Below are 25,533 nucleotides of genomic sequence, written 5' to 3'. Positions count from 1 at the left end.
GCTGCCACTGGCAGCCCTTTTTCTTGAGCCTGTCCTGCCCCTGCTGCTTCGCGTTATGCTGTGGCACCCTTTACAGCGAACCATAGCCATGTCCAGCCTGTTCCACCCCTTTGAAGAGCTTGCCGCCCAACTCCTGCCCCACAGCAGCACCAGTCACAACGACGGCTCCCATGACCAATCACACTTGCAGCGCGTCTGGAAGAATGTCTGTGCGATTCAGGAAAAAGAAGGTGGGGATCTGCGGATTTTGCTGGCAGCAACGGTGCTGCACGACTGCGTGGCGGTAGAAAAAAACTCGCCCCTGCGTTCGCGCGCTTCCACTCTGTCAGCGGAGCAGGCGCAACACATTCTGACTAGGATGGACTGGTCCGAGCAGGACTGTGAAGCCGTGGGCCAAGCGATCAAAAGCCATAGTTTTTCAGCCAACATAACGCCGGTCAGCCTGGAAGCCCGCATCTTGCAGGATGCGGACCGTCTGGATGCCATTGGTGCTTTAGGGATAGCTCGCTGCTTCTATACCGCAGGGCGAATGGGCTCCAGCTTGTATGAGCCGGAAGATCCAAAAGCAGAGAATCGCCCTCTGGATGACAAGCACTACGCACTGGATCACTTCCCGGCCAAATTATTCAAGTTGGCCGAGGGTTTTCAGACAAGGCGCGGACAGGAAATCGCGCATGAACGACACGCGCGGATGGAACGATTTGTAGAGGAAATGCTGGGGGAGCTGTAATCCCTAGCCCCTTTTACAACTCCGTATATTTCTTGTTCGTCCCCCGCACCTTATCAGCGGGGTATTTCTGCGCATTCTTCACCAGCTTATTCGTGACCGCTTCGTTCATATCCACCCCTAGAACGACTGCCAGACGGCTCAAATAAATCTGCACGTCCGCCAGTTCATCGCGCACGGCTTCGGCGGTTTTCGGATCGTTACCAACCTCGCGAGACTGATCTTCAGTCAGCCATTGGAAGATCTCGATCAGCTCGCCCACTTCGTTGGTCAGTGCCATGGCCAGATTTTTGGGGCTATGGAACTGGTCCCATTCACGCTCGCGGGCGAACTGGGCGACGGCCTCATTCAGGCCAGTCAAATTCATCAGGGGGCGGTTGGAGTCTGTCATTACGTACTTCACTTTAAAAATTTCAATCCAGCGACAGACTCACACACGGACCGGGGGGATGGCAAGTCTGTTTACGATCTCGCAGCCGTTTTCAGGCTCATCATCAGGCGGTCCAGTGCATTGGCAAACTCGCGCCGGTCGGCCTGGCTGAAGGGGGCCGGGCCTCCGATATCCACACCAGTGCTGCGCAGTTCTTCCATCATGTCGCGCATGGCCAGGCGCTCGCCTATGCTATTGGCATCCAGCCGTTCGCCTCTGGGGGTCAGGACAAGGGCTTTGCGCTCCAGCACCTGGGCGGCCAGAGGGATATCAGCGGTAATTACCAGATCTCCCACACTGGCGTGCTGGACAATGTAGTCATCCGCCACATCAAAGCCCCGCGCCACCTGCACCGCCCGCAACCAGGGCGATGGCGGGGTGCGCAGCATCTGGTTGGCCACCAGGATCACATGGCGGCTCCAACGCTGCCCGGCACGGTACAGAATTTCCTTGATGACGACGGGACAAGCGTCCGCATCAACCCAAATCTGCATGGATTACAGCTCCAGTGCTTGGGCCAGCAGGCGGTCAATCACTTCATTGGTCGATACGCCTTGCTCGGCAGCGCGAGCGCGTACGGCATCAATGACAGGCTGGGTCAGCTTCACGGGAAAGGACACCAGACCAGCGGCCTGATCCAGACGACGTTGTTCGCGCCGATCGGCTACGGCGGAATCACCCGCAAAGCGCTGTGGCGTACCCGCTTTTTTTACATTGCTCAGCAGTTTGACGGCGCTGAGTTTTTCCATATCGGTGCGTTTCATCGGATTTCTTTACAAGAATGGGCTGGTTCGCTCACGGTAAGCGAACAACACGGCGACAAGGCCGTGAGCCGGTATGGCTGGCATACTGCGCAGCTTGCAAGCAAATGTCCAGACTTTTTATGTATAAGTCCTGACAATCAAAGCATTAGTTTCTATAAGAAGACCTGTTGCACAAGAAAAGAGACAAAAAACAGCCTCTTTATTGGGCACCGCGTCGGTTTTAAAGGAAACTCAATTTTTCCCTACCCTGTCAGCCCCAGCAACAGCCAAGTCCGAATCCTAATCACTAGTCGCCGGTCACCCGTCCCCGGCATGCACAAAAAAACCCGCCGTAGCGGGTTTTTTCGGGCCTGATCGTATCAGTCCTGACGTGCAGTCACTTCTACCAGGTGGTAGCCGAACTGAGTCTTGACGGGGCCTTGCACAACGCCAACGGGGGCGCTGAACACAACCTGATCGAACTCGGGCACCATTTGGCCACGGCCAAATGTTCCCAGCTCACCGCCCATGCGGGCCGATGGGCAGCTGGAATTTTCCTTGGCCACCTGAGCAAAGTCAGAACCACCTTCGATAGCGGCTTTCAGTTCGTTCGCTTTCTCTTCGGTGCTGACCAGAATGTGGCGTGCGGAGGCTTGTGCCATGGTGTACTCCTTTTTTTAGAAAATCGTTTGAGCTTAACCCAGAACCATGCCGGAAGCGAAGCCCCCGGCGCCGGTTCTACACCTGCTGTTTCAATTTCAGGCCTGGGCAGCTTTCTTGCGCTTGGCCGCGGCAATGCCATGACCCAGGGCAACGATCAGCAAGGCACCCACCACTTCAGCAATCAGCTTGGTGCTGGTGGAGGCTTCACCGAAGAACTCGACGAATTTCACATCCGTCACGATCATGCCACCGGCAATCCAGCCCAGCAGCGCGGCGCCGAAGGTCACCACGATAGGGAAGCGATCAATCAGCTTCAGAACCAGGGTGCTACCCCAGATAATGATAGGCACGCTCACGACCAGACCAAAGATAACCAGACCGATCTGATGATCCGGATCTGCTGTTTGAGCCGCACCAGCAATCGCGATCACGTTGTCCAGACTCATCACAAAGTCGGCAATGATGATGGTTTTAACGGCTTTCCACAAAGTGGCACCACCCTCAACATTACCGTGACCATCTTCTTCAGGAATCAAGAGCTTGACGCCGATCCAGACCAGCAGCAAGGCACCCACCACTTTCAGGTAAGGCACAGCCAGCAAGGTCAGGGCAAAGGCAATCAGGACCACGCGCAAGCCAATGGCGCCGGCCGTACCCCACAAAATACCCTTGACACGCTGTTGGGCGGGCAAGTTACGGCAAGCCAATGCGATAACCACGGCGTTATCGCCCCCCAGCAATATATCGATCAGGATGATCTGAAATACTGCCGCCCAACTCATTGTTTGCAAAAACTCCATCATGTGTAAGACCGCCTTTTCATATTGTTTGATTGAAAGCTGACGACCATCTTGCATGACTGTACAACGAGAAAATGACGGATGTTGTACAAAGCAAAAATGGCCTGATCCATTAAGGACACAGGCCATCTCTTTGTAGAGGATACACCTTGCCCATTAATGGCAAGGTCTTGCTTGCAACCCTAAGGCTGCCCGGGCACCGGGAATGCGTGAAAAACACGGATTGCCGTGATGACGATGCACCGGAAAGTAAGCTACTCCCCCTGATAGTTCGCAAGTATAACGATCTTGTATGAAACAACAAAGCTTTTCGCCGGACATGGCGTTTTTTCGCGGCAAGTTCCCGATCGGCGTTGCACGCTCGCGTCACGCCATGCCGCCAGCAGAAAAAGTCTCATTGAGTTAATGAGAACTATTTGCAATAATTTGCTTTTTGTCATTCAAGCTCCCGTCCTCATGTCCAACTCGGACCTCTCCCGCAAAAGCTGGCTGGCCTGTTATGGCGAGTTTATGCAGTCCTGCCTGCGCCGCTTTGGCAGCGCGGCGGACGCGGAGGACGTCGCTCATGACGCCGTGGAGGCCTTGCTCCAAAAAGATCAGAAAACGCTGACGGCAGCCCATGCCCGCAATTTTCTGTACAGGTCTGCGCGTCATCGGGCCATTGATCTGTGGCGTCGCAATAGCCGCTTCCAGCACCTGGCCTGGGACGAGCTGCATGAAGACACCCACCCGGTCACCGACGGGGCCGATGCCTATGCCAGTGCGGAGCAGTTGCGCCGTGCCTTGGTGGCGGCCCTGGAAGAGCTGCCTTTGAATCACCGACGGGCTTTTGTGCTGAATCGCATCGAAGGCTGGACCCAAGCTGAAATTGCCCGTCATCTGAAACTGTCCATTGCCAGTGTGGAGCGTTATATTGCGCTGGCCAGCCAGTTTGTCCGCGAGCGCCTGCGCGATGAGTTCTGAATCTCCCTTCTCCCCCTGTGATGCCACCTCCCCTGCCGAAGCCGCCGCCCAATGGTCGGCCCGCCTGCATTCGGGCCGCTTTACTCCAGCCGATGAAAAAGCCCTGGAAGACTGGCTGCAGGCCGATCCGGAAAACGAGCGGGAATTTCTGGCGGTAGAGCAGCTCAGCTCTTTGGCCAGCACGCTGGACAAGGACCTGGTCAACTTGCTGTATGGCGACAAGGTGCCTGTTCGGCCCGATCTGCGCCGCCGCAAACTGATCCGCCATACTGGCGCACTGGTCGCCGTGGCCGGCACTGCCGGTTTGGCCGGCCTGCTGCTCAGTCCCCAGGCTGTCTACGCCGCCTCCCTGCAAACACGTGTGGGCGAGCGCCGCTGGGTTCCCCTGCCGGACGGCTCCAGCCTGGAACTGAATACCGGCACACAGGCCGAGCTGCGGTTTTATGAAGACAGCCGTCACCTGGACCTGATTCAGGGCGAAGTGATGTGTGCCGTGGCATCCAACCCGCAACGCCCTTTCATCGTCAAAGCAGGCAATACCGTGGTGCGCGTTACCGGCACCAGCTTTACAGTGCGCCGCGATGCCGAGCAGGTCAAAGTCTTGGTTGAAAGCGGCAGTGTGGAAGTGTCCAGCGGACGCTGGTGGAATCGCCAGACCCGGTATCTGGCCGCAGGCTCGGGCGCCACCGTGTCGCCCGAGGAGGGTCTGAGTATCCAGCCCGAAGTTGATGTGGCCGCTGCCACCGCCTGGCGGCAAGGCCGCCTGATTGTGCGTGATCTGTCCTTGTCGGAGGTCGTTGCGGAACTCAACCGCTACCGCGAGCAACCCATTCGGATCGCTGATGCCAAGATCGGCCAACAGCGTGTCACCGCCTCGTTTCTACTGGACGAACAAAGCGTGGTGCTCCAGGCCCTGCAACAGATTCTGCCACTACAAGCACAAACTCAAGGCGATGGCAGCGTGCTGCTGAGCAGCGTCCCATAGTTACTATTTGTTTCAAACAAAACGATTCAGACTAAGGGGTTTATTAAGACTGACTCGTATTTAGATTCAGCGTTCCTCAACATCACGTTTGAAGAACATATCTGAATCCGGGCACCGTGATGCCCGCCCCTACCCTGAACCTGCACCGTGAACCGAACCGCTTTTCTACCCCGCCTGCGTCCCGTCCTGCTCGCTTTGATGCTGGCCAGTACCAGCGCCCCTGCCCTGGCTCAGGACAATCCTGTTCCTATCCACATTCCTGCCCAGCCCTTGTCCGAAGCCCTGCTGAAACTGGCCGAGCAAACCCAGCTACAGGTGTTTTTCTCGCCCTCACTGGTGCAAGGTCTGAGCACAACACCGATTCAAGGCCGCATGCGCCCGGAAGAGGCCCTGCGCAGCCTGCTGCAAGGCTCCGGTCTGGAGTACCGGCGCGAGAACAACACCATCACCCTGTCGCGCCCCAATACGGACGCCACCATGCTGGACCCGGTGCGTGTCGTGGGCCGTCGCCTGCCCGTGACGGAAGGCAGCCAGACCTATGCCAGCCACGGCGCTACTACCACGGCCACCAAGCTGAACATGACGCTGCGTGAAACGCCGCAAACCGTCAGCGTCATGACGCGCCAGCGCATTGAAGACCAGTCGCTGGACAATATCGGCAGCGTGCTGCAACAAACACCCGGTATTTCTATCCAGCACATAGGCAGCGACCGCTACACCATCTACTCGCGTGGCTATGCCATCGACAACTATCAGCTGGACGGCCTGTCCACGCTGTCCGATATCGTCAGCCAAAACATCCCCCAGGGACTGGCGGATATGGCGATTTATGACCGCGTGGAAGTGCTGCGTGGTGCCTCCGGCTTGCTGGCTGGCGCGGGCGACCCCTCTGGCATCGTGAACATGGTGCGCAAGCGCCCTACAACGGACTTCCAGGGCCATGCTGAAATCGGCTATGGCTCCTGGGATCAGATGCGGGCGCAGGTCGATTTGAGCGGACCTTTGCTCAACAGCGGCCGCTTGCGTGGCCGTCTGGTGGGAGCGCATCAGGAAGGCAATAGCTACATGGACTACTTCAAGACCAAGAAAGACATTGTCTACGGCGTTCTGGAGGCCGATGTCACGGATACAACCCTGGTGACTCTGGGGCTGGATTATCAGAAAAACGATCCGCGCGGCTCCACCGGCTCCGGCCTGCCCCTGTTCTACAACACCGGCGAGCAGATTGATTACGACGTGCACACCAGCCCCGGCGCACGCTGGAGCACCAACACCATGGAAGTCACAAACAGCTTCCTGAAGCTGGATCAGCAACTGCCAGGCGACTGGGCGCTGGCCTTATCCTTGAACCATATGGAAGGCCGCCGCAATGGTCAGCGTGCCGATGCGTCCTGGGGCTACCCGGACCCGATCACCGGCAAAGGCGTGAAGCTGTATGGCGGTGTCTCCAGCGCCAAACAACGTCAAACCAGCTTTGATGTGAATGTGAAAGGCCCGTTCCAGCTCTTCGGGCGCGAGCATGAACTGGTACTGGGCTTTAACTCGTCCAAGTACGACAACTTCCACGAACCTATGCGCTATGCCGGTATTGAAGGCACCGCCGTGAACAATATGTTCGAGTGGGACAACGATCCTGCCCGCCCGAACATCTCCGGCGAGAAACTGTTTGACTACGATTTGTCCGTCAAGCAATACGGCGGCTATACCGCGCTGCGCTTGAAGCCCAGCGACAATCTGGCCGTGATTCTGGGCACCCGCATCAGCAACTATCGCTACAGCCTGTCCCAGCAGTATCCCGACCCAGCATTGGCCAGGAATAACAGCCTGAAAACCATGCACGAAGACAATGTCTTCACCCCCTACGCAGGCATTGTGTATGACCTGAATGAAGAGCATTCGATCTACGCCAGCTACACCAGCATCTTCAAGCCACAAAGCTATCGTGACCGCAGCGACAACTTTCTGGACCCGCGCAAAGGCGATAACTACGAAATCGGCCTGAAAAGCGAAATGCTGGACGGTCGCGTGAACAGCAGCATTGCACTGTACGAAATCCGCCAGGACAATCTGGCTGTGGCCGACAGTGGCTTTATCGTGCCGGGCACCGAGCGCGAAGCGGCTTACACCGCTGTCAAAGGCGCCAAAACGCAGGGCCTGGATATGGAAGTGACGGGCGAGCTGCTCGATGGCTGGAACATGGCCTTTAGCTACACCTACAGCCAGACCAAAGACGCCCAGGGCGAGCGCATCAAAACCCTGGTGCCGCGCCATATGGCCAAGCTGTGGACCACCTACCGCCTGCCCGGCAGCTGGAATCGCCTGACGATTGGGGGTGGTGTGAACTGGCAAAGCCAGATCCATTTCACCGCCACACCGTGGGATTTGGGCAAGACCGTCACCGGCGAGCAAAGCAGCTACGCCGTGGTCAACCTGATGGGCCGCTACGACTTCAGCAAACAATTGACGGCCACCTTGAACGTCAACAATCTGTTCAACCGCAAGTACCTGAGCGCGCTGGATCAGACCTTCTACACCGGCTATTACGGCGCACCGCGTAATGCCATGCTGAACCTGCGTTACTCCTTCTAAGCAGCACAGGGCCAGAGCGTAAAAAACGGCTCCCGATCTCTGGATTGCCCCCAGGAATCAGGTGCCGCGCTCAACAAGGCAGCGCTGTGTTATGGCACAGCGTGGATCAAATGCATTTCAAGGCACGTAAATCGCCGGTGTACGGAAAGCGCAGCTCTTCGTAACCGAAGGGCTGGAAGTGCACAGTCAGACCATCTGCATTGGGCAAGATCACCGCATAGCTGGCCGGCTCAAAGGTAGACGTAGCCGCCCCCTCACGCTCCAGATCCAGTTCGTGCTGATGGTTGGTGCCATTCACCGTCACAAAGTGCAGGCCATTCCACACGCCGCTGGCGCAGCGATGCACGTGGCCGGAGAACAAATGCACGGGCGCGGGATGTGCTTTCAGTGCAGGCAACAGATCCGGGGCATTGCTCAAGCGCAGCCAGTCCATGGACGGGTACTGCAAGGCGGGCAAAGGATGGTGGGAAAACAGCATCACCGGCCCGCTATGCGCGGCCAACTCCTGCTGCAACCACTCCAGACGCCGCGTACACAAGTAGCCGTTGGTGTAGCCGTCCTCCAAAGTGTCCAGATAAATCAGACGCCAGTCACCCATGGTTTCCGCGTTTTGCACAAAACCGGGCAAATCGCTTGTGGCCTGTGGAAACACGCTATGAAATGCGCTGCGACTGTCGTGATTGCCCATCATCAGACGCACGGGCGGAATCAAGTCCTGCAAACCTTCACGCAGACGCTCGTAAGCACGTGGATGACCGGCGTGGGTCAGGTCGCCCGTCAGCACACACAGGTCCGCATCGGCGTGGTGGCGGTTGACGTGTTCCACACAGCTACGCAAGCGATCCAGAGGGTCCGAGCCAAACAACAGGCCATCGGGCGGGGTAATGTGCAGATCCGAAAACTGGATGATCTTCATCAGAATTCCTTAACGAATGCCGGCGCGTAAAAAGGCCTGCATGAACTGCTTCTGAAACAGTAAAAAGCCCAGCAGAAGCGGCAAGATAGTCATTAGTGTGGCGGCACTGATCAGGGAGATACTGACACCACTTTCCGGTGCGCCAAACAGGGATAAACCCACTGTCAAAGGCCGGGTGTGGTCAGAGCTGCTGATCACCAAAGGCCAGAGAAAATTATTCCAGTGCGTAGACACCGACACCAGGGCGTAAGCCAGGTATACAGGCTTGACCAGCGGCACATACACACGCCAGAGCACACCCAGGCGGCTGCAGCCTTCCAGACGCGCTGCGTCTTCCAGTTCACGGGGCACTTGTTTGAAAGCCTGACGCAACAAGAACACGCCAAAGGCACTGGCCATATAAGGCACACCCATGCCCCAGACCGTGTCCGTCCAGCCCAACAAAGCCACCATGCGGTAGTTCTCCACAATCAGCACTTCGGGCAGGATGAACAGCTGTAAAAGCAGCAGCATGAACAGAAACTGGCTGCCAAAGAAACGAAAACGGGCAAAGGCGTAAGCGGCCAAGGTACACAGCACAAACTGCCCGACCAGAATGGTCAGCACCAGCACGGTGGTGTTGAAGATGTAGCGCAGCCAGGGCGCACGGTCCCAGGCGGCAGCAAAGTTATCCAAAGTCCAGCCTGCGCTCCAGTCAAAACTCAAGGCGGCGGACGGGTCGCGAAACGCAGCCCAGCAGGCGTACAGCAAGGGCGCAATCCACAGCAGGGCCAAAGCGTGCGCCCCTACCGTATCCAGAGAAGGCAAACGCAGCGGGCGGCCTGGGGCAGTCAAAACAGTGTCCATGTTCATCACTGGTAGTGCACGCGTCGTTCAGCGTAGCGGAATTGAAAAATAGCGACGGCACCCAGCCCCAGCAGGAGCACAACCGTCAGCACGGCGGCACTAGGCGTATCCATATAGGCAAAGGCGGTTTCCCAGATCCAGTACAGCATCAGCTTGGAGGCATTATTGGGGCCGCCCTTGGTCAGGATAAACAGGTGATCAACCAGCTTGACCGAGTTGATCAGCGCATTGATCAAAATGAACAGGGTCGTGGGTGCCAGCAAGGGCAAGAGCACACGGCGGCCATACTGCCAACGGGTCGCGCCTTCCAGACGAGCGGCATCGCGCAGCTCGGGCGGGATGGTTTGCAAGGCCGCCAGATAAAAGATCATGAAAAAACCAGCTTCTTTCCAGATCGTCACCACCATGACGGCACCCAAGGCGGTTTGCGGCTGGCCCAGCCAGTTGGTGGCCCCGGCGCCAAACAGCTTGGCAATCTGATCCAGTAAACCCAGATCCGGTGTGTAGAAAAACAGCCATAGATTGGCGGCGGCAATCATGGGCAGCATGGTGGGCGTGAAGTAAGCACAACGCACCCAGGCCCGCATGCTCATGGCCCGGTTGGCCCACAAGGCCATCAACAAGGCCAGGGCCATGGACACCGGAATCACAATCGCCGCGTACCAAAGATTGTTCTTCAGAACCAGCCAGAACGTCGGGTCAGCCAGCATGGCATCGTAGTTGTCCATGCCCACGAACTGGGCCGGACGACGAGCCGTGCCTTTACTCAACAGGCTGGACCAGAACGTGTGCAGCGCCGGGATAAAGGCAAACACGCTTAGCAGCACAAACAGCGGCGTCAACAAGAGGTAAGCAAATACCCACTCTTTACGCAGCACACGCAATGGTTCAGCCATTCCTGCACCTGCTTAGTTGAAAGGACGCAGCAGACGATCTGCAGCAGCCTGGGCCTCATCCAAAGCGGCCTTGGGCGTCTTGGCATTGGTCAGCACGGCTTGCACGGCATTGGACAGCAGCTCACGTACACGCGCTGTTTCGTAAGTGGCAAACTCGGGCGAGGCCACGGCCAACTGATCGCGGGCAACAAGCGCCTGCGGGAAGGTCTTGGCGTACTTGACCAGAGCAGGCGTTTCGTAGGCGGCCGGGCTGACACCCACATAACCCGTGGCCATGGACCAGTTGGCAGCACGTTCAGGGGCCGTCATCCAGCGCACGAAATCCAGAGCCGCTTTTTTCTGCTCGTCGTTAGCGCCCTTGAACAGGTAGAAGTTGCCACCGCCGGTAGGCGAAGCCGCTTTTTCCTTGGCAGGCAGCATGGCGACACCAAAGTCGAACTTGGCTTCATTCTTGACGGCTGTCAGGTTACCCGTGGTGTGCCACATCATGGCGGTCTTGCCCTGCACAAAAGCCTGGCGCAGCGTGCCCCATTCAATGGTGCCGGTGGGGCTGACCTTGTGCTTGTAGGCCAGGTCGTGGAAGAACTGCAGAGCCTCAACCGACTTGGGATCGTTGAAGTAAACCTGAGTCCCTTCTTCATTCATCAACTGACGGCCGTTTTGCAAGGCCAGGGCCTGGAACATCCAGTAGGGGTAGCCGGTCGAAGGGATCATCAGGCCGTGGTGCTGATCGTTGGTCAGCTTCTGGGCGGTTTGCACCAGTTCGTCCCAGGTTTTGGGAGCTTGATCCGGATTCAGGCCCGCTTCACGGAACATGTCCTTATTGTAGAACATGACGATGGTGGAGCGCTGGAACGGAATGCCCCAGACCTTGCCTTCCAAGGTGCCGTTAGCCATCAAGGCAGGGTAAAAGCTTTTCAGCCAATCCTGGCTGGGGGCGTCCTGGGCCACATCGCTAAAGGCTTCAACCAGGCCTTGTTCGACCAGATCATGAGTGTCCAATGCACCCAGCACAGACAGTTGCACCGACTCGCCTGCACGCAGGGCCGACAAGGCACGCACACGGGTTTCGTCGTAGTTGCCGGAGTACACGGCTTTCACTTTGACTTCCGGGTTTTGAGCCTGGTAGTCCTTGATCATTCCATCGACCACATCGGTCAGCGGACCACCGACGGCAATGGGGTAATACATGGTCAATTCCACCGCGCTATGGGCATTGGCGCCCAGGCCCATCAACAGGGCGCTGGAAGTGGCAAGCAGACAATTCTTCAACATGAGTAGACTCGCAGTACGTTTAGGGAAGAACAGCAGGAGGAACAGCGAAAGGAGCAGCAGTCAGAGCATCCGCTGACGGAGTCGGCAGGCGAGCCCCGCTGTCCTGGTTAAAGTAAAAAGCGTGAACGGGATTCCAGCTCAAACCACAGCGAGCGCCCGCCTCGACGCTGCGGCTGTGCGGCGCGCGCACGATCAGGGTATGGCCGTCATCAAGCTGCACGTACACATAGGCATCGGCGCCCTGAAACTCCTGATGCACCACGGTGGCGGCCACATGCTGCTCGCCCGCTTCGTGCAAGTTCAGGTTCTCCGGGCGCACGCCCACCAGCACACGATGCGGCTGGTCGTACTGACGGCGCGACGGCCACAGCTCCACGGGAACGTGGTCGCTGTGAATCATCATCATGGGTGGGCTGCCGATAAAACCGGCGGTAAAGACGCTATTGGGCTGGCCGTACAAATCCTGGGCGCTGCCCTGCTGCTCGATATGTCCGGCATTGAGCAGCACCACGTGATCGGCCATGCCCATGGCTTCGGTCTGGTCGTGCGTGACGTACACAACGGTCAAGCCCAGGCGCTGCTGCAAGGCACGGATTTCATGGCGCACGGTGTGACGCAGCTTGGCATCCAGGTTCGAGAGCGGTTCGTCCATCAAGCAAATGCGATGACCCGACACAATGCTGCGCGCCAAGGCGACACGCTGCCGCTGCCCGCCCGAAAGCTGACCGGGCTTGCGCTCTTCCAGACCTTCCAGATTGGTCAGCGCCAAAGCTTCACGCAGCCGCTCTTTTTGCTGCTGACGATCAGCCCGGCGTACTTGCAGGCCGAACAAGATGTTGTCGGCCACATTCAGATGCGGGAACAGGGCGTAGGACTGGAACACCATGCTTAAACCACGCTTGGCGGGCTCCAGATAAGTGGCGTCCTGCCCATTGATCAGAAGACGACCCTGATCCGGTGTTTCCAGCCCGGCGATAATGCGCAGCAAGGTGGATTTTCCGCAGCCCGAAGGCCCCAGCAAGGCCGTGAACTTGCCTTCCTGAATGGACAGGTCCATCTGCTTGAGCACAGCCTGTTCACCCCAGGCTTTGCCTATGCCTTGCAGCTCAATAGCGGCGCGACTCATGCCTGCACCTCGTCGGCAACCACGACCTGAATGCGTGCAGGAATTTGCTCGCGATAAGGCTCGGGAATAGGTCGGTCACTGACCAGAATATCCACATCATCCAAAGAGCCACTGCGCACAGGCGCACGGCGACCAAACTTGGTGTGGTCCAGCACCAGAATCCGCACACGGCAATTGCCGCGCAGGGCTTTGTGGCAATCGGACTCGGCCATGTCAAAGTCCAGCAAGGCGCCGTCTGAATCAAAGCCCCCTACTCCGGACACGCCGAAGTCGGCCTTGAAACTGTTGAACAGACGCTCGGCACCGGGGCCCAGAATTTCGGGGTTAGGTTGGCGTAATTCACCCCCCGTCAGCACCACGCGGTGGCTCATATTGTGGGACAGGGCCAAAGCCGCGCTGATGTTGTTGGTGACCACGGTCAGATCTCGATGGTCGGCCAGCGCCAGGGCAACTTGTTCGGGGGTCGTGCCAAAGCCCAGCAGCAGGCTGGCACCGGGAGGAATCAGTTTGGCAACGGCTCGGCCGATACGGGCCTTGGCTTGCAAATGGGTAATGCGGCGCGTCTGGAAAGGCACATTGCGCTCGACCACGTTCAGTTCGGCACCACCATGGCGGCGGCGCACCAGATCGGCTTCATACAAGTGGTTCAGGTCGCGCCGGATAGTCTGCGGCGTCACCCCGAAATGCGAGGCCAAGCCATCAACGGACACCGCCCCTTGGGCGGCCAGCAAATCCACAATAATGCTTTGCCTGACAGATAGGTTCATAACACGGCGTATGGGTTTCGTTTGAATACCCGGCAGTGTAGGAACGCGACGTTACGAGTCGGTGACGCTCAGATGAAAGTTTTATGACGTAAAAATGTTCGTATGAACATTTTCATCAGTGCCTCCATCATCAATTGCACGCTGCATTCAACGGCTTTACGCATAGGGTAATATCAGGAGCGAACAACTAAAAAAAATCAGGTGCCTGCGTGCACACTTATTCAGGAGACATGACATGAAACTTCATCGCTTTCTGCGTCCCTTGCTGGCCGCTACCTTGCTGGGGGCTGCAGTCACTGCGCAAGCCCAGCTCAGCATGATGCTGCCTGCCAATCCAGGCGGAGGCTGGGATTCCACAGGCCGCCAATCCATGCAGGCCATGAATGAGGCTGGCATCTACACCGGCACCGTCAGCTTCACCAATAAGGGCGGTGCCGGCGGCACCATTGGCCTGGCCGACTTCCAGCGCTCGCAAAAGGGCAAAGCCGATGCCCTGGCTGTATTCGGTGCGATCACGGTCGGCTCGATTGCCATGAACAAATCCCCCATTGATTTGAGCAAATTCCGACCTGTGGCGCGTTTGACAGCGGAATACGTTGTGCTGGCAGTCAAAGCCGACTCCCCCTATGAAAACCTGGATGATTTTGTACAAGCGATGAAGGCCAACCCTGGAGCCATGCCCGTGGGCGGTGGCTCTGCCGGTGGTACGGATCACATTGCCCTGGCCTTGCTGGCACAACAAGGCCAGGTGCCCGTCAAAGCCCTGAACTACATCCCGCAAGCCGGCGGCGCCGATACGGTGACTGGCATCGTCAACGGGACCCTGAAGGCCGGAATCTCGGGAGCGTCCGAGTTCCAGCAATTTGCCGACAGCGGCCGCATCCGCATTCTGGCAATTTCCTCGGACAAGCGAATGAGAGGTCTGGAACAGGTTCCCACGTTCACCGAAGCCGGATACAAGGTCGAAATTGCCAACTGGCGGGGCATTCTGGGCTCGGTCGACATGCCTGAAGAAAACTATCAGCTGTGGATTGACCACTTCACCAAGCTCAGCGAAGCACCACAATGGAAAGCAACGCAGGAACGTCTGGGCTGGGAGCCGTACTTTCTGGCCGGCGACAAATTCGGTGACTTCATCAAGGCAGAAACCGAGCGCACCACGACCATCCTGCAAGACGCGGGCTTGATCCAGTAAAGCAAGTCGGGGAACACACATGAGTGCAACTTCGCGTCAGCCCTGGTGGCTGGGGCTGGCGGTCATCCTGGCGGGTGCCGTCTGTCTCTATGCCTCCATGTCCCTGACCCTCAGCGCACAATATGCCGCGATTGGCCCAGGCCTGTTCGTTGCGCTGGTCGGCGTGGGACTGATTGTTCTGGGTATTTTGTTCCTGCTGCAAATGCATCGTGGCACCGCCTTCGACAAGGAAGAGCTGGCCCAGGATCCTGGCATGGACAAGGGGCCCTTTCTGACCGTCCTGCTGGCTGCTGTGCTGCCCAGCCTGATGATGGAGCCTTTGGGCCTGCCACTCACGGCCTCAGTGTGTTTCATGCTGGTGGCACGTGCTCTGGGTTCACGTCGCGTGCTGCTGGATCTGCTCTCCGGCTTTGTACTGGGCAGCGCCTGCTGGTTTCTGTTTGGCCGCCTGGGTTTGCAACTGGGCGGCTTTCTTCCTGTGGCGGGGCTGTAATGGATACGCTTTCTTTGCTCTTGCACGGCTTTGAGGTAGCCCTGCAGCCCATGAACCTGATGTGGGCCTTGATTGGTTCGGTGCTGGGTACGGCCATTGGCATCCTGCCCGGCATTGGCCCGGCGCTGACCATTGCCCTGCTGCTGCCGGTCACCGTCTCTGTCGGCCCGGTCTCGGCCTTCATCATGTTCGCCGGGGTGCTTTACGGGGCCATGTATGGTGGCTCGACCACTGCCATTCTGATCAACACCCCCGGCGAAGCCGGTTCCATGATGACGGCCCTGGAAGGCAACAAGATGGCACGCCGTGGACGGGGCGCGGCGGCCTTGGCCACGGCCGCGATTGGCTCTTTTATTGCCGGCACTATCGCTACCCTGGCGCTGACCTTTGCCGCTCCGGTCGTTGCCGAGCTGGCCTTTATCTTCACACCGGCAGACTACTTTGCCCTGACCATCATGGCCTTTACCTCGGTCGCTGTGGTGATGGGAGCTTCCCGCGTCCGTGGTTTTATTTCCTTGTTTCTGGGCCTGGCACTGGGCGTGATCGGGATCGATGCCATGACCGGGCAGGCTCGCATGACCTTCGGGCTGCCCGACCTGCTCGATGGTGTTGAGCTGACGGTGGTGCTGGTCTCGGTCTTTGCGGTAGGAGAAATTCTGTACGTGGCCAGCCGCTTTCGTCACAACGACGAGCAGATCATCCCCATCAGTGGCAAAGCCTTCATGACACGCAATGAATGGGCCCGCTCATGGAAGCCCTGGTTGCGTGGCACGGTCATTGGTTTCCCGATGGGGGCGATTCCTGGCGGGGGCTCAGAATTGCCCACCATGCTGTCCTATTCACTGGAAAAAAACCTGTCCAAGAACAAGGATGAGTTTGGACACGGTGCGATCGAAGGCGTTGCCGGTCCCGAAGCGGCCAATAATGCCGCCGCAGCCGGAATTCTGGTGCCCTTGCTGACGCTGGGCTTGCCCACATCCGCCACTGCCGCCATTTTGCTGGTTGCGTTTCAAAACTACGGCCTGCAGCCCGGACCTTTTCTGTTTTCCAGCAATCCTGAACTGGTCTGGGGCCTGATTGCCTCGCTGTATGTCGGCAACGCCATGCTGCTGGTGCTGAACCTGCCGCTGGTCGGCCTATGGGTGCGTCTGCTTTATATCCCCAAACCGCAGCTTTATGCCGGGATTCTGGTCTTTGCCATGATCGGCATCTGGGGCGTGTCCGGCTCCACCTTTGAATTGGCCATGATGGCCGGCCTGGGCGTGGTCAGCTACATCATGCGGGTCTATGGCTTTCCCATTGCCCCTTTGCTGATCGGTCTGATTCTGGTGCCCTTGGCCGAGAATCAGTTGCGAACGGCCCTGGCAGCCGGACAGGGAAATTTTCTGGTGCTGCTGGAAAGTCCGATTGCAGTGGGTTTTTATATTGCGGCCATTCTGTTTTTGAGCGTGCCGTACATGCTCAAGCGACTGCAAAAATAAGCCACAAAAAAGCAAGCCCCGTGTCCTGCGCGGCTTGCTTTCCTCCCGAACAAGCATCAAGCCAAGCGCTTATTTTGTCCCTTGCTGCGCCGCCAGATCGCGCACGGCCTGCAAGGTCTTGCTGACATGCTCATCGGGGTCCATGGCCGTGTATTCATACACAATCTTGCCCTCGGGCGAGATCACATAAGACATGCGCGCGGCCCGTTCCGTATGGGTTCCCAAGCCTGCATCATAAGCCTTGATGACCTGGCCAGTGGTATCGGCGCCCACCGCAAACTTGCTGCCGCAAGGGCCGGTGGAAAAGTCTTTCAGAGTGTCGATATTGTCTGCGGAAAGCCCGATGACCGTGGCACCGAAATAGGCATACTCATCAATGGCTTCGGCAAAGGTATGCGCTTCGATCGTGCAACCTTTAGTGAACGCGGCCGGATAAAAGTACAGTACGACCGGCCCGTTATTCAGCGCCTCTTTCAAGGAGAAATCAAAGGTTTTACCGGCCAGGGCGGCTTGCACCGTGAAGTCCGGCGCGGGAGTACCCAGCTCCAATGCAGCCTGTGCGCCACCTGCCGCCATCAGCAGGGAAAAGCTCAAAGAGAATCGTGCGATTGTGTGTTTCATGCCATTGCCTCCGGATTTCCATGCTGCACCAGCAAGCAGCGTAATCCGCCAGAGCAGGAAAGCACAAGACCTGGTTTTTGCAAACCAATCAAGGATGAACGATCCCGCCCCACAGCAAGGAAAACACATTATGGGGTGCATCATGGCGGGCCAGGCGGCCTGCCCGTATCAATCGGGCGGCCTTGCTCAACAAGGCAAACAAGGACTCACACAACCAACTGGCCGACAAATCCCGGCGCAAGGCCCCAATTTCCTGCCAATGCTGAAACTGCTGAATCAAAGCCTGTCGCACCGCTTCAGTACGGGCCGTAGAGTCTTCTTCTACCTGCAACTGGCGCTCCACGTACATGTACAGCTCCACAATGGGTAGCAGTTCCTGTATGAGGCGCTGAAGGGCTTCTTGCGGCGGCCCCTCGCACAGGCGGGCACGCTCGATGGCCTGCTCGGCACTGATAACCCCCTCCTGGAAGATCTCCGTCATCATGGTTTCACGGGAAGGAAAGTAGCGGCACAAGGTTGCACGACTCAAGCCCACCAAACCGGCCAGTTGTCCCATGGAGGCGCGTGGCTGATCCGCCAGCGCATTGACAAGTCGCAATAGCAATTCCTCGCGTGGCCGAGGTTTTGCTGCAGTCATAATTTTTTCCCCTAGGTAATACAGGACTTGATCGGGCCCAGGCGATGGCCAGATTGTTACGAGTCGGTCTTGTTGTTTTGAACCACTGGAGATCAGGAAAACAAACAGGCACGCTCGCTGGGTGGAGCGTGCGCTAGTGTAACGTCATTCAGTGGGAAACCGTATTTCACCCATGGAATAATGACTATGCGGGTGATTTTTCAAACGCCTCCGGCGACACGCGGTGCAGGCCAGAATGCTTCCGTCAGCAAGGTATCCGGGTCCCGATCCAGAGGGCCAGGCCGGGTTTCAGGCACACAGCGGCGCAAGGCTTGCTGCATTCGATGCAAGGCCAGCTCTCCTGTCGCCCCGGCGGTCACTCGATCCCACCAGAACCTGTGCACGTGGCGTACCTGCACGGGCACGCTGGGCAGACCCAGCCGCTGCGCCATGGCCAGCCTGTGCAGGCCCCGATTGATTTTCAGAATGCGGCCATCGCGCGAGATCACCACGCCCAAGGCGTCTTTGCCGCGTTTGGGATCAAAACCATCACGGGCCATATCGTCCAGAAAGCCCAGATAGATACGCAGGTATTCAATGATTTTTTCCGGCGTATCCAGAAACACGCCTTGCTGATACGACTCCCAGGGATTGCCCTGCTCGATGCGCTTCATCAGCTTCTTGAAGCGCGCCGTTTGCTCCAACTGATGCCGATTTTCATCCAGATCGCTGATCAGGGAATAACGCGTTCCGACACGCAGATCTTCGCGCCGCTGGTCCCAGCTTCCCTCCCAGATAAAGGCCAAAGAGAAAGGTCGTTTTTCCTCTTTGCGAGGGGCCTGAATGGCCATGCGTATCAGCTCTCGCGGGTTCACATGCAGGGTTAATGCCTGCTCGTCCAAGGTTTCATGAACGATGTGGCGGGGCAGACCAAACGCTTCGATACGGCGGCTGCCCACCTTGCTGCGCATCCAGCGCTGCAACATGATGCGGCCCAACGGAAAACCCAGATACTGCTGGGTCTTGTCCCGGCTGTGCGCCACCCAATGCGCCAGCATCACGCGCTGGCGAATCTCCGGTGCTGCCAGGCGACCAAAGGCCGCATCTGCGCCGGGCCCCAACAAGCCCTTGCCTGCCACTGCTCGCAATTTGTTCTGATCGGTCACGTGACCTCCATGACGACTCATTGCCTCCCCCAGGCATTGAATAAAACACTGCACATGAACGTCGCCATGTCGATGGCAAGAGCAAAGACGTGGGATCGTTTTCTTTGAGTGAAAAAAATCTTGATTGAGACATAATAGTCTCAAACTATACATTTTCCACTTTTTGACTATTCCGTAAATGCAATAAAGAAAGCCATGGCTGAGACAAATCAAAAAGTCACCGCTCAGCCCCTCCTGAAGCACGCGCCCTGCTCCACCCCTGCGCATAAGCGAGCACCATAGAGGCAGGCACAGACTGAACAGGCAAGAAAAAGCCCCTGCAAAAGCAGGGGCGGTTTCCAACAGCACAGCACCGTCAAATGAGTCAGGCTGCTTTGCGTCCTCGTACAAAATAAATCACCACCAAGGCCAGCAGGAACGGCACACCAAACAGCAAGGTGTAATGGAAGATATTGATGAACCAGGTCGTCACCAAAATCGCCACAATTCCGATCAGGCCCAACAAGGTGCCAATCGGATAGGCAGGCATGCGAAAGCGCAGTTGCACACCTTCCTGAGCCACGCGGCGGCGGAAGAACAAATGGGTCAGGAAAATCATGCCCCATGTGAACAAGGCACCAAACATGGACAAGGCAATCATCACCGGAAAGGCGGTTTCCGGATTGTAGGCATACACCACCGCGGCCACGGCCACACCGCTGGCCGACAAGGCCAGGGCATTCAAGGGCACACCATTGCGAGCTACTTTACCCAGCGCCGCAGGCGCATCACCGGCACGCGACAAGCTGAACATCATGCGGGTCGAAATGTAGAGCATGCTGTTCATGGCCGACAGGGCCGCAATGATCACGATGAAGTTCAAGATGCTGTCTGCGTAAGGAATACCCACAGCCTGCATCACGGTAATGAAAGGACTGGTTGTGCCTTCCGCAACCAGCACCTGCCAAGGCACCAGCATCACGATCAGGGACAAGGACAGCAGGTAGAAAATGATCAAGCGCCAGATGGTGGCCTTGAAGGCCTGACGCACGGCCTGCTCGGGGTTTTCAGCCTCGCCCGCCGCCACCGCAATCATCTCGATACTCAGATAACTGAAGATGGAAATGATCACCCCTACCCACACCCCATACCAGCCATTGGGCATGAAGCCGCCCTGGCCGAACAGGTTTTCCTGCACCTGCGCCGGCTTGTAATAGCCCGTCAACATACCGATAGCCAGCACGATGAACGCGATGATGGCGAACACCTTGATCAAGGCAAACCAATACTCCACCGAGCCGAACGCCTTGACGCTGTAAGCATTGACCGCAATCAGCACGGCCGAGAAAAAGGCGATCCAGATCCAGGGCGAGACATCCGGGAACCAGAACTTCATATAGTCCGCCACCGCCGTCACCTCGGTGCCCACGGCCAGGACAATGCAGGCCCAATAGCTGTAGCGCACCAGGAACCCGGCCAGCGGATGGATATAGAACTCTGCATAGGCCCCGAAGGAGCCTGATGTGGGGTGTTCCACCGTCATCTCGGCCAGGCAGCCCATCAGGACCAGAGCAATAAAGCCGCCAATCACATAACTCAGTACAACACCGGGACCGGCAAAACCAATGGCAAATTTGCTGCCCAGGAACAAGCCGGTACCGATGGCGCCCCCGATCGCAATCATGCTCATTTGGCGGGCACTCAGTTTTTTATGCAGCCCGGCTTCGCGCGATTGAATTTGCTCAAATCGGCTCATGTCTCCTCCCTATGATTATTTTTCTGTCGCCGTTATCAAGTCACCTTGGAGCGTGTTTTGTAAGCCGGCTTGTCCCATTCCTTATTCGCAAACACGGCCTTGATATGCTGCACAGCCTGCCAGATATCCACAAACGACAGGTACAAGGGCGTAATACCAAAACGCATGACTTCGGGCTCGCGGTAGTCGCCAATCACCCCACGGGCAATCAGGGCCTGGATAGCTGCATAACCTTGCTCGTGCGCAAAGCTGACATGGCTGCCACGGTAGTGGTGATCACGCGGAGTCACCAGACGCAGGCCAAACTCTGCACATTCCTGCTCTACCAAGCTAATGAACAGGTCCGTCAGGGCCAGGGATTTACGTCGCACGGCCTGCAAATCGGTTTGCAGGAACACGTCCACACCGCAAGCAACCAGGCTCAAGGAAACAATGGGTTGGGTACCGCACAAAAAGCGCTCAATACCATTGGCCGCTTCGTACGACGGGCTCATGGCAAAGGGATGCTTGTGCCCCCACCAGCCTGACAGAGGCTGGCTGATCTGGCCCATCAGCGCAGGGTTCACCCACAGCAAGGCCGGTGCGCCCGGACCTGCATTCAGGTACTTGTAGGTGCAGCCAATCGCAAAGTCCGAACCGCTGTCTTTCAGTTCGATAGGCAAGGCGCCCACCGAATGGCACAAATCCCAGATCACCAGGCCATTGTGCCCGTGCACCAGACGGTTGGTCGCCTGCATATCGTGCAAGTAACCTGTGCGATAGTTCACATGGGACAACACGACTACAGCCGTTTCATCGTTGACCGCGGTTTGCAGGTCAGCCGGATCATCAATCAGCTCCAGCCTATAGTCTTTACCAAAGAAGGCGTTAAACCCTTCAATGATGTACAGATCCGTAGGGAAAGAATCGCGCTCGGCCAGAATCACTTTCTTTTGCGGATGGCGCTCTTTTTGCAAATTGACGGCCGCGGCCAGCACCTTGAACAGGTTCACGGAGGTGCTGTCGCTGACGATGGTTTCGCCTTGGCCGGCACCAATCAACGGCGACATCTGGTCGCCCAGACGCACGGGCAAGGTCCACCAGCCTGCTTTGTTCCAGCTATTGATCAGGTCGGTGCGCCATTCCTGGCCAATCACTTCCTGGGCGCGCTCCATGGCGTGCCGGGGCATGGCGCCCAAGGAGTTTCCGTCCAGATAAATCGTATTGGGTGGCAGGTCGAACTTGGCTTTGAAGGCAGCCAGTTCATCGGCCTGATCCCACTGCTCGCATTGCTGCAAGGTAATCATGTTCATGCTCCTCGATTCTGCTTTTTACGTCATTTAGTCTAGCACCGAGGCCTTGGCAAATTATTCCAAAGCGATGAAGATTATGATTAAATCTGAAAGAAAATTCGGTTTTCAAAAAACCTTTTCATAGATAATTCTAAAATATGAGACTAGACGAGACAGACCTGAAAATCCTGCGCCTTTTGCAGGACAACGGCAGGCTCAGCAACCAGGAACTGGCTGACCTGGTGGCCCTTTCCCCCTCCTCCTGCCACCGACGGGTAAAAATTCTGGAGCAGGAAGGGCTGATCGAAAACTACAGCGCCAACTTGAGCGCCAGCAAGCTGGGCTTTGCCATTGAAGCCTTTGTGGAAGTGAATATTGCGCAGCTCAACGAGAGCGAACATCAGTACCTGAGCAAGGCGCTGGCCACCATGGATGAGGTGCTGCATGCCTACATCGTGACCGGGCAGGCCAACTACATGCTGCACATACGCACGCGCAACTTCGAGACCTTCTCCAACTTCGTGATTCACAAGCTCAACACGCTGCGCGGCGTGACCAAAATCCATTCGCAGATTGTGCTGTCCTGTATCAAGGCCAAGGGGCAACGCTTGCCTGTGTAAACCGGCATACCGGCAAGATCTGGCCTGGTGCGAAGCTCCAGGCTTAGACGTAGTTCAGTTTGAAGCGTCGCTTGAAATGCTCACTGCGCCACCAGCCCTTGCCGCTTTGCACCGGCCTGTCATCGGTATCGAACAAGTCGATACGCTGCACGATCACGGCCTGGTTTTCCTTGATCCACAGCTGCTTGGCCATCTCCGCCGAAGCGTCAGCCATGCTGATCTCTTCTTGCGCATGCTTGATGGGTACATTCAGCACGGACGTCAGCATCTCCACCATGGTGCGCGTTTCCAGAGCCTCTGCCGGAATGCGTTCGCCGATAGAGCGCAACAAGTAGTTCTCTGCAAAATAAAGCGGGACAGCTGATTTGTAGCGCACCGCTTGCAGCTTGTAGACCGGCTCATCGGACGCAAAGAACTCGGCAATCTCGGCAGGTGGTGGCGCCAAAGACCAGCTGGCAATCTTGGTGGTGGTGTCTTTGCCCAGCTGCACCAGATCATTGATGGAACCCAGCTCCCACGAGCCGGTATTCTTGCGCTCCAGCACAAAGGTGCCCCGGCTGGCAAAGCGTTCAATCAAGCCGTTACGCGTCAGAATCGCCAGCCCCTGACGCACCGTAATTCGGCTAACACCAAACATCTCGCCCAATTCCGCTTCGGTAGGCAATCGATCCCCCGGTTTCAGACGTCCATCCCGAATGTAGCGGGTCAGCTTGTCGGCAAGCTGTTCATAAAGCGGCTTTGTACTCATTATCTGATTTCTTTACTCGCGTTCCAGCAAACCCTTGATCAGGAACATTTCGGCTTCGTGCACACAAGAGATTTGCTCCCATGCGGCATCGCTTTGTGTTGCCAGCCTCCAGGTCAGCAGGCTCACCACACATTTGTCCGCACCCAGCTTGAGGACCTCTCCTGGAATAACACGCGACATGTTCCGAAACTGCATGCCATCCTTGCTGGCGCCTACCTCGTAATCCACCTGGAAGCGCTCGGCATCCACATTCAGGCGCACATAGGTTTCCTGACCGCTAAAAACCGATGTCCCCTTGAACAGGCCTGGCTCCACCTCGGTGCGATTGGCGCTGCCCCAGGCCCACTGACCTTGCTGGATGCCATCCGACATGATTTCAAACGCAATATGCGCGGGTCGCTCAACCAGGATGCTGCTGGAATGACAATGTGGATCTTTCACGTAGTGGCTCCTGTGGTGATTTGCCATTGTTATGACAATAAAGTCATTGTCATGCCAATGCCCGCATGAAGCTAGACGGGAAAACGCCTACGACCGCACAACAGGATTGTTCTGATGAACCCCATCGTTAGCCACTACACAGCCAGACCCAAGAATCAACAAAGCCGCTGTGTCCTTGCAAAGACAGGCAGCGGCTTGAAAACCCGAGGTACAAGAACCTCAGGCCAACACTACGGTTTGCTTATTGCTCAGGCGACACCCATTTCTGAATCAATGTGCGCAGTTCCTCCGGACTGGACGCCACGCCACCCGGTACGCGATAGACTTTTTCCAAAGGCCCCACCATCTCCTGCAAGACAGGCAGTTGCGCAGGATCTTCGCACATCATCACCATGCCACGACAATAACGGCCAAAGCCTTCACGATGCGCTTTCAACCACAGCACCGCTTTCTTGCGCCCTTCCGGATCGCCGGGGGTAGAAGGATCAGGCAGGTTTTCGTAAACCAGTACGAATTCCTTTTCTGCCTTGATCAGGGTTTCCATATCGTCCAGCCACTGCGTGGCCTGTTCCAGGGTCAAGGGAAACTCGTGAAGCCGTGCCATGGGCAAAGCGGAAGTATCTAAAAACTGAGTGGAAACGCCGGCAGAAATCTCTTGCTCGTTCATTGCTAAAGCTCCTTGAATAAGGGCTGTCATGCCTAATTGCAATATGCTTTCCATCTCGATCTCTTCCACGACCCGCTCCACCGCCGCGCGTGGCTCACGGCCTGCGACGGCATACACGGTATCGGCAACGGCCAGACAATGAAAGGCTACCGTGCCCATCAAGTAACGCGAGCGCTCAAACGACACGCCATACGCCTGGGCGATGTGCTCTTGATGCTCCCGAATCTTGTCCAGCATGGAAGGGGTCGCCACCAGCCTGCGTATCACATAAGGCGTGATGCCCGGATTGGCTTTCACAAAGGCTTGCGTCGCAGCACTGAACAGCTGTAAGTAATCCTCCAGGCTGCCTTGAACCGGGATTGTCGCCCGCGGCACTTGCCAGCGGCTGAAGATCTCTTCAGCCACCAGTTGTTTCAGCCCTTCCAGATTGCCCACATGCTTGTATAGCGCCATCTGGCTGACACCCAAGGCAGCAGCCACCCCCACGAAGGTGATATTGGGCAGGCCGATCTGAATGCCGGCATCCGCAATCCGTGCTCGGGTAATGGTGGGAGGACGTCCACGTGGCGCGGACGCCTGAGGGGTTTGCATATCTACTCTGACCCTTTTGGGTAGCCACCACACGGTCTCCTTGGCCGCTACCTCTTATTTAGTTGATGAGACTCTACAAATCAGAAACCTAGTTTACAACAACGATAATGCTTCTCAATATCGTTTTTTGCAAACTTGCCCGATACGATTTTCAAGCAGTAC

At 57.1% G+C, this 25,533-nt stretch carries 27 protein-coding genes; 8 read left to right on the top strand and 19 right to left on the bottom strand.

Annotated elements, in window-relative coordinates; all coding sequences use genetic code 11:
- Positions 1-88 precede the first annotated feature (88 nt).
- Positions 89-730, top strand: coding sequence for an HD domain-containing protein (locus Q9R35_RS05825; RefSeq protein WP_311219525.1), 642 nt, complete (start codon positions 89-91; stop codon positions 728-730).
- 13 nt (positions 731-743) lie between these two features.
- Here the strand turns inward: Q9R35_RS05825 and Q9R35_RS05820 are convergent, their stop codons facing one another.
- The 5 genes from Q9R35_RS05820 to Q9R35_RS05800 form a co-directional block, all read right to left on the bottom strand.
- Positions 744-1,118, bottom strand: a complete 375-nt coding sequence (locus Q9R35_RS05820) for a nucleotide pyrophosphohydrolase (RefSeq protein WP_042482771.1) — start codon at positions 1,116-1,118, stop codon at positions 744-746.
- 71 nt (positions 1,119-1,189) lie between these two features.
- Complete coding sequence (locus Q9R35_RS05815; protein ID WP_042482768.1) at positions 1,190-1,651, bottom strand: YaiI/YqxD family protein; 462 nt, start codon at positions 1,649-1,651, stop codon at positions 1,190-1,192.
- 3 nt (positions 1,652-1,654) lie between these two features.
- Positions 1,655-1,921, bottom strand: coding sequence for a hypothetical protein (locus Q9R35_RS05810; RefSeq protein ID WP_045930782.1), 267 nt, complete (start codon positions 1,919-1,921; stop codon positions 1,655-1,657).
- Between the two features lie 359 nt (positions 1,922-2,280).
- The gene (locus tag Q9R35_RS05805; protein WP_009463196.1) at positions 2,281-2,562 is read right to left on the bottom strand and encodes a peptidylprolyl isomerase; all 282 of its coding nucleotides are present in this window, start codon (positions 2,560-2,562) and stop codon (positions 2,281-2,283) included.
- Between the two features lie 96 nt (positions 2,563-2,658).
- The gene (locus Q9R35_RS05800) at positions 2,659-3,366 is read right to left on the bottom strand and encodes a TerC family protein (RefSeq protein WP_042482758.1); all 708 of its coding nucleotides are present in this window, start codon (positions 3,364-3,366) and stop codon (positions 2,659-2,661) included.
- 453 nt (positions 3,367-3,819) lie between these two features.
- On the opposite strand from Q9R35_RS05800, the gene Q9R35_RS05795 reads away from it, so the two are divergent.
- The 3 genes from Q9R35_RS05795 (at position 3,820) to Q9R35_RS05785 (ending at position 7,900) form a co-directional block, all read left to right on the top strand.
- On the top strand, positions 3,820-4,326 hold the full coding sequence (locus Q9R35_RS05795) for an RNA polymerase sigma factor (RefSeq protein WP_311219524.1): 507 nt from the start codon (positions 3,820-3,822) through the stop codon (positions 4,324-4,326).
- A complete protein-coding gene (locus Q9R35_RS05790; protein ID WP_311219523.1) occupies positions 4,316-5,311 on the top strand; it encodes a FecR family protein in 996 nt (331 codons plus the stop codon). The genes Q9R35_RS05795 and Q9R35_RS05790 overlap by 11 nt, the downstream gene beginning before the upstream one ends.
- Before the next feature lie 147 nt (positions 5,312-5,458).
- Positions 5,459-7,900 carry a TonB-dependent siderophore receptor gene (locus Q9R35_RS05785; protein WP_311219522.1) on the top strand — a complete coding sequence of 814 codons (2,442 nt, stop codon included), beginning with the start codon at positions 5,459-5,461 and terminating at the stop codon, positions 7,898-7,900.
- A gap of 106 nt (positions 7,901-8,006) precedes the next feature.
- On the opposite strand, the gene Q9R35_RS05780 is transcribed toward Q9R35_RS05785, so the two are convergent.
- Genes Q9R35_RS05780 through Q9R35_RS05755 form a run of 6 tightly spaced genes read right to left on the bottom strand, consistent with a single transcriptional unit; the run spans position 8,007 to position 13,726 of the window.
- A complete protein-coding gene (locus Q9R35_RS05780; RefSeq protein WP_063688965.1) occupies positions 8,007-8,816 on the bottom strand; it encodes a phosphodiesterase in 810 nt (269 codons plus the stop codon).
- 9 nt (positions 8,817-8,825) lie between these two features.
- Entirely contained in the window at positions 8,826-9,668 is an 843-nt protein-coding gene (locus Q9R35_RS05775) for a carbohydrate ABC transporter permease (RefSeq protein ID WP_153229000.1), read from the bottom strand.
- On the bottom strand, positions 9,668-10,558 hold the full coding sequence (locus Q9R35_RS05770) for a carbohydrate ABC transporter permease (protein WP_009463182.1): 891 nt from the start codon (positions 10,556-10,558) through the stop codon (positions 9,668-9,670). Before Q9R35_RS05770 ends, Q9R35_RS05775 begins: the two co-directional genes overlap by 1 nt.
- A gap of 12 nt (positions 10,559-10,570) precedes the next feature.
- Positions 10,571-11,833 (bottom strand): ABC transporter substrate-binding protein, encoded by a 1,263-nt coding sequence (locus Q9R35_RS05765; protein WP_311219521.1) that lies wholly within the window; start codon positions 11,831-11,833, stop codon positions 10,571-10,573.
- Positions 11,834-11,852: 19 nt separating this feature from the next.
- The gene (locus Q9R35_RS05760) at positions 11,853-12,959 is read right to left on the bottom strand and encodes an ABC transporter ATP-binding protein (RefSeq protein ID WP_063688971.1); all 1,107 of its coding nucleotides are present in this window, start codon (positions 12,957-12,959) and stop codon (positions 11,853-11,855) included.
- Positions 12,956-13,726 (bottom strand): DeoR/GlpR family DNA-binding transcription regulator, encoded by a 771-nt coding sequence (locus tag Q9R35_RS05755; RefSeq protein ID WP_197313412.1) that lies wholly within the window; start codon positions 13,724-13,726, stop codon positions 12,956-12,958. Before Q9R35_RS05755 ends, Q9R35_RS05760 begins: the two co-directional genes overlap by 4 nt.
- Positions 13,727-13,961: 235 nt before the next feature.
- Between Q9R35_RS05755 and Q9R35_RS05750 the strand changes: the two genes are divergently transcribed.
- From Q9R35_RS05750 to Q9R35_RS05740, 3 genes are read left to right on the top strand one after another with little or no spacing between them, the layout of a single operon-like run.
- The gene (locus tag Q9R35_RS05750; RefSeq protein WP_063688974.1) at positions 13,962-14,921 is read left to right on the top strand and encodes a tripartite tricarboxylate transporter substrate binding protein; all 960 of its coding nucleotides are present in this window, start codon (positions 13,962-13,964) and stop codon (positions 14,919-14,921) included.
- Positions 14,922-14,940: 19 nt separating this feature from the next.
- Positions 14,941-15,414, top strand: a complete 474-nt coding sequence (locus Q9R35_RS05745; RefSeq protein ID WP_045930773.1) for a tripartite tricarboxylate transporter TctB family protein — start codon at positions 14,941-14,943, stop codon at positions 15,412-15,414.
- A complete protein-coding gene (locus tag Q9R35_RS05740; protein ID WP_042482722.1) occupies positions 15,414-16,895 on the top strand; it encodes a tripartite tricarboxylate transporter permease in 1,482 nt (493 codons plus the stop codon). The genes Q9R35_RS05745 and Q9R35_RS05740 overlap by 1 nt, the downstream gene beginning before the upstream one ends.
- A 69-nt stretch (positions 16,896-16,964) precedes the next feature.
- Here Q9R35_RS05740 and Q9R35_RS05735 read toward each other — a convergent pair whose 3' ends face one another.
- From Q9R35_RS05735 to kynU, 5 genes are all read right to left on the bottom strand, one after another.
- Positions 16,965-17,516, bottom strand: coding sequence for a peroxiredoxin (locus tag Q9R35_RS05735; RefSeq protein ID WP_042482719.1), 552 nt, complete (start codon positions 17,514-17,516; stop codon positions 16,965-16,967).
- A gap of 88 nt (positions 17,517-17,604) precedes the next feature.
- Positions 17,605-18,153 carry a TetR/AcrR family transcriptional regulator gene (locus tag Q9R35_RS05730; RefSeq protein ID WP_123794702.1) on the bottom strand — a complete coding sequence of 183 codons (549 nt, stop codon included), beginning with the start codon at positions 18,151-18,153 and terminating at the stop codon, positions 17,605-17,607.
- Between the two features lie 200 nt (positions 18,154-18,353).
- Positions 18,354-19,319 carry a hypothetical protein gene (locus tag Q9R35_RS05725; protein ID WP_311219520.1) on the bottom strand — a complete coding sequence of 322 codons (966 nt, stop codon included), beginning with the start codon at positions 19,317-19,319 and terminating at the stop codon, positions 18,354-18,356.
- Between the two features lie 343 nt (positions 19,320-19,662).
- On the bottom strand, positions 19,663-21,033 hold the full coding sequence (locus Q9R35_RS05720) for an amino acid permease (protein WP_042482708.1): 1,371 nt from the start codon (positions 21,031-21,033) through the stop codon (positions 19,663-19,665).
- Positions 21,034-21,068: 35 nt separating this feature from the next.
- Entirely contained in the window at positions 21,069-22,319 is a 1,251-nt protein-coding gene (gene kynU / locus Q9R35_RS05715) for a kynureninase (protein ID WP_086069456.1), read from the bottom strand.
- Positions 22,320-22,462: 143 nt separating this feature from the next.
- On the opposite strand from kynU, the gene Q9R35_RS05710 reads away from it, so the two are divergent.
- Positions 22,463-22,924, top strand: a complete 462-nt coding sequence (locus Q9R35_RS05710; protein ID WP_042482705.1) for an Lrp/AsnC family transcriptional regulator — start codon at positions 22,463-22,465, stop codon at positions 22,922-22,924.
- 43 nt (positions 22,925-22,967) lie between these two features.
- Here the strand turns inward: Q9R35_RS05710 and Q9R35_RS05705 are convergent, their stop codons facing one another.
- The 3 genes from Q9R35_RS05705 to Q9R35_RS05695 all read right to left on the bottom strand — a co-directional run bounded on the left by Q9R35_RS05705 (position 22,968) and on the right by Q9R35_RS05695 (position 25,371).
- On the bottom strand, positions 22,968-23,672 hold the full coding sequence (locus Q9R35_RS05705; RefSeq protein WP_311219519.1) for a GntR family transcriptional regulator: 705 nt from the start codon (positions 23,670-23,672) through the stop codon (positions 22,968-22,970).
- Between the two features lie 12 nt (positions 23,673-23,684).
- Positions 23,685-24,113 carry a hypothetical protein gene (locus tag Q9R35_RS05700; RefSeq protein ID WP_045930768.1) on the bottom strand — a complete coding sequence of 143 codons (429 nt, stop codon included), beginning with the start codon at positions 24,111-24,113 and terminating at the stop codon, positions 23,685-23,687.
- Between the two features lie 241 nt (positions 24,114-24,354).
- The gene (locus tag Q9R35_RS05695; RefSeq protein ID WP_311219518.1) at positions 24,355-25,371 is read right to left on the bottom strand and encodes a TetR/AcrR family transcriptional regulator; all 1,017 of its coding nucleotides are present in this window, start codon (positions 25,369-25,371) and stop codon (positions 24,355-24,357) included.
- Between the last annotated feature and the right edge of the window lie 162 nt (positions 25,372-25,533).

Origin of the sequence: Alcaligenes sp. AB3, from assembly GCF_031844565.1 — a bacterium.
GTDB lineage: Bacteria > Pseudomonadota > Gammaproteobacteria > Burkholderiales > Burkholderiaceae_B > Alcaligenes > Alcaligenes faecalis.
The sequence above is the reverse complement of the archived record's forward strand: the minus strand, read 5'-3'. Positions and strand labels throughout refer to the sequence as shown.